This is a genomic window from Chryseobacterium potabilaquae (genome assembly GCF_902728265.1).
GTDB lineage: Bacteria > Bacteroidota > Bacteroidia > Flavobacteriales > Weeksellaceae > Chryseobacterium > Chryseobacterium potabilaquae.
This window is the reverse complement of record NZ_CACVBR010000086.1, coordinates 1-4,457: the sequence shown is the minus strand read 5'-3', so window position 1 is coordinate 4,457 and position 4,457 is coordinate 1. Positions and strand designations below refer to the sequence as shown.

Sequence of the window (4,457 nt, the reverse complement as noted above, 5' to 3'; positions counted from 1 at the left end):
CTCCTCTCTCATACGCAATTAAACTTAAGGGATAATCTACCTTCTCTATAGAATCCCGGAATCGAATATCTAAATCCTCAGAAACATCTCCATCGGATATAGGATAATTCTCATACACAAATAAACTACTGAATAGTCGCTCTCCATTATCTTGAAGACTTGATAGACTCTTATCACTGTATGTGTTAAGATCACTTACAGAAGATTGAAGATTTACTATTACATCCATTACCTTACCTTCCTTATGATCTACAATCAAGGGAAGGGTATTGATATACAAACCTACTGAACTCTCAATCCCCTCAACAGGTAAACTTCTTCCAGAAACGGTCGTTCCTACTACTGTCGTTCTTTGATGACTGTAGATACTTAACTGTTTATGCCATACATACTGTAACACCGCATTAACGGTTAAGCCCTCCTTAGAGATTAAATTCTTTAACAAAGTATACCTATCCTCTTTGATATGTAAGGTTAAAGATTGATGATCCTGAATATGACGATAGCTTGAAAGATTCGTATGCCTCTCTGAGACTTTAAGTAAACTACTCAAATCCTCCCTATCTTCCAATAACAACATATACTCCTTCCAGAATGAATCACTCTCTCCCTTATGACTCTGAAGATACTTCTGGGATTCTCCATAGGATATATCCACCATAGAAGCTACTAATTCTCCTTTCAATAATCTAAGGTAGGTGGTATGAATATCATTAAACAGTACAGGCATACTCCAACCATCCAAGATTGCATGATGATTACTGAAGATACATGTATAATGAATCTCGGAATGTTGACACACATAGACTCTGAAGAGTCCTGATTTGGAAAGATCATACTCCTCTTCTCTGTCTTTCTGAACAATAACTTTGATCTTATCTTCTCTTTCCTTTTCATCATACCCACTCAGATCTATACAACGCCAGTCCACAGAACCTATCTTATCTATCACCTGAACTATAGACTCTGACCAATCAAATCTCGTTCTTAATACAGGATGCTTCTTCTGAACATATTCCCACGACTCCTTTAACTTCTTCAAATCAACCCCTCCATGATAATCCCATAAAAGCTGTACCCGATAAGAATCATCTACATCTCCCTGACTTAAAGCATGGTAGATAAAACCTTCCTGAAGACTACTGGCTAAATATACAGAGTCAATCTCTATCTCTTCCTGAATAGAAGCTAGTTGGCTGGAACTCAGAGTATGATCCACATCTGATAACGTAAGGTAGCTTCTATCTATTCCTGATAACCCATTCACAAGCTGCTCTAAGTATCCTTTAAACAATACTGATAAACGAATCATTTCTTCTTCACTGAAGTAGCCTCTTAATCCGAAATACAATTCTCCTCCTACCACAGCACCATTGATATTAAGAAGATGAGAATCCGAATTATCTCTTCCTATAGGTTCTCCACTATTCTCCCCTACGATATGCCAACTCTCTGATACAGATTCCTGTTGATCCAACTGGCCCAAGTAATTAAAACTAATTCTAGGAAGATTTCCATCTGTATAGCCGATAAGACTTCCATAACCTATCCCATTATCAGGAATACCTCTCAAAGACTCTTTCGTATGAACTAGTGTAGAGAATACATCTTTACCTCTCTCTAACACTATGGGATACATCGTGGTAAACCAGCCTACTGTTTCAGTAATATCCATTCCCGGAAAGATATCCTCTCTTCCATGACCCTCTAATACAATACCATGAGCTGATAGACCCGTGAAATCACAAAGAGCCAAAGAGAAAGCTGATAAAAGAACATCATTGATCTGAGTATGATAGACACCATGAATATCTCGAAGTAAACGACTCGTGGAGTCTTTATCCAATACCAAATCGGAATGATGATAGAGAGAACTACTAAGACTCTGGATATGAAGACTACTATTCTTCGTATTCTCTATAATACTATTCCAATACGTTAGCTCTTCTTCTCGGGAGGTAGCACTATCCTCTTTATAAGTCTTAACCACATCAACCCACTGGCGGTAACTGCTTCCTTTTACATACAATGGGTTGGTATTTCCTTCCTTAAGAGATCTATACATCATCTGAAGATCTTCTGTTAAGATTCGCCAGCTTACCGCATCGATAATAAGGTGATGGAAACAGAAATGAACACGACAACTTCCATCTTCATAACCATGGATATATCCTACATGAAGTAAAGGTCCTTCAATGATATCAAATCCACTCTGCCAAGAAGTAAAGACTTCTACTAATTCTTCTTCACTTACATCTCTACGATCAAGTATACTCAAATCAGGAGATATAGCTTCTTTTCTATACTCTTGAAGATAGCCATGCTCTGTCTTAGGATAATATAGTCGTAAGGCATCATGCTTCTCTACTAATTGTAAGAGACTTTGTTTTAATATATCTATATCCAGTTCAGGGACATGAATCATAAAGGACTGATTCCAATGATGGAAAGAGGTAAAATGTTCTCCCAACTCTATTTCATGGAAGAACCATTCCTGAATCGGTAATAATGAAACTTCACCTTCTAATATTCCCTGTTCAGTAATAAGAGACAATCCTTCTTCATGCTTTCTACTTTCTAAGAGCTCAGAAAGATGATACACTGTTCTATAGGTAAAGACTTCTTTGACACTTAAGGATAAGGATAATCGTTTTCGTAAACGACTCACGAGTTGAATACTGATAATACTGTCTCCTCCCAAGCGGAAAAAATCATCATGTAAACCGATACTTTCTACAGGTAAACCTAAAACCTCACTATAGATCTCTGCTAATTGTTTTTCAAGGATAGTCGTTGGTGCTATATACTCCTTATCTCCGGTGAAGTTAGGCTCAGGTAAAGCCCTGCGGTCTAACTTTCCATTAATCGTAAGAGGAAGTGATTCCAAATGAACATATACAGAAGGAACCATATACTCTGGAAGTAATCCTGATAAATGTACTGACAGCTCTTCATGATTTAATGCTGCATCTGACACATAATAGCCAACCAAGTATTTCAAGCCTGAACTATTTTCTTTAGCCAAGATTACTGCTTGGCGAATACCTTCATAACTCAATAACCCATTCTCTATCTCTCCCAATTCTATCCTAAATCCTCTGATTTTAACCTGGAAGTCATTTCTGCCTATATATTCCAAATCTCCTCCAGCAAGATAACGTACTAAATCCCCCGTCTTATACATACGTCCATTATAACCTATTGCTTTCTCTGCTTTACTCTGGAATGGGTTCTCTAGAAAACGCTCATCGGTAAGCTCAGCAAGATTTAAATACCCTCTTGATAAACCGGCCCCTCCTATATACAATTCTCCCACTGCGCCTACAGGTACGGGACGTAAATAACGATCTAAAACATACACCGAAGTATTCGAAATAGGCCGTCCTATATTATTACTCTTACCACACGTATTTACTATAGAAGTAACTGTCGTCTCTGTAGGACCGTAAGAATTAACTAATCTAAAATGTTTATTTTGTAATTGAGCATATAAATCTTGAGGTAAATGTTCTCCTCCTGAATTTAATATTCGTAAACTCTTAACTTTTGTGACATCAATCCCTTTTAATACGGAAGGTGTAAAATGCATATAAGATACCTTATGATCGGAGAGAGTCTTCAGAAATACATCTTCATTCAAATAGCTTTTATCTTTGATCAAAACCAAAGTATTCCCATGTAAAAGAGACAAAAACATTTGCTCAACTGACGCATCAAATACATAATTAGCAAACTGAAGAATAACATCTGTACTATTTAAGTCATAACGAGAATATAAATCAGAAACCAAATTCAAAACTCCACTATGCTCTATCATTACTCCTTTTGGCTTTCCTGTTGTACCACTGGTGTAAATGACATATGATAAATCTTCTGAACTTACTTCAGTATTGGGATTTGCTGTGGAACAAGAATTCAGTTCAGCTTTAATATCTGAACCATTCAGACTTATGATACTCAGGTTTGAAGATTCTGATTCTGTATCTATTAGTTCCTTATAGCCATATAACCTGTCTTTTGTATTTTCTTCAACGAGTACAACTATTGCACTAGTATCTCCCAGAATATGCTCTATTCTATCCATGGGATAATTAGGATCCATAGGAACATACGCTCCGCCTGACTTCAAGACTCCCAAGATTCCAATCAGCATCTGCTCAGATCTTTCTAAACATAAAGGAATCAACTCATCAGGCTTAATCTTATAGTTTTCTAATAAATAATGAGCCAACTGGTTAGATCTTTCATTAAGTTCCCTATAGCTTAGCTTTACATCTTCATACACCAAGGCTATATGATCAGGGGTCTTCTCCACCTGTCTTTCAAATAGCTCATGAATGGTAGCAGTTCTGTCGTATCCTGTATAAGTATCCAAAAGATGGGTGAAGATGCCATCTCCACTATACTCTTCTTCTCTTACCCAAGATAAATCTTCAAGTCGTAACTTTGAACCACTT

The 4,457-nt window shown here is 37.0% G+C and carries 1 protein-coding gene; it reads right to left on the bottom strand.

The annotated features are described in order from the left end of the window. Positions 1 to 4,457 (bottom strand): non-ribosomal peptide synthetase (locus CHRY9293_RS18180; protein ID WP_162034271.1); only part of this gene is annotated, 4,457 nt, incomplete at both ends.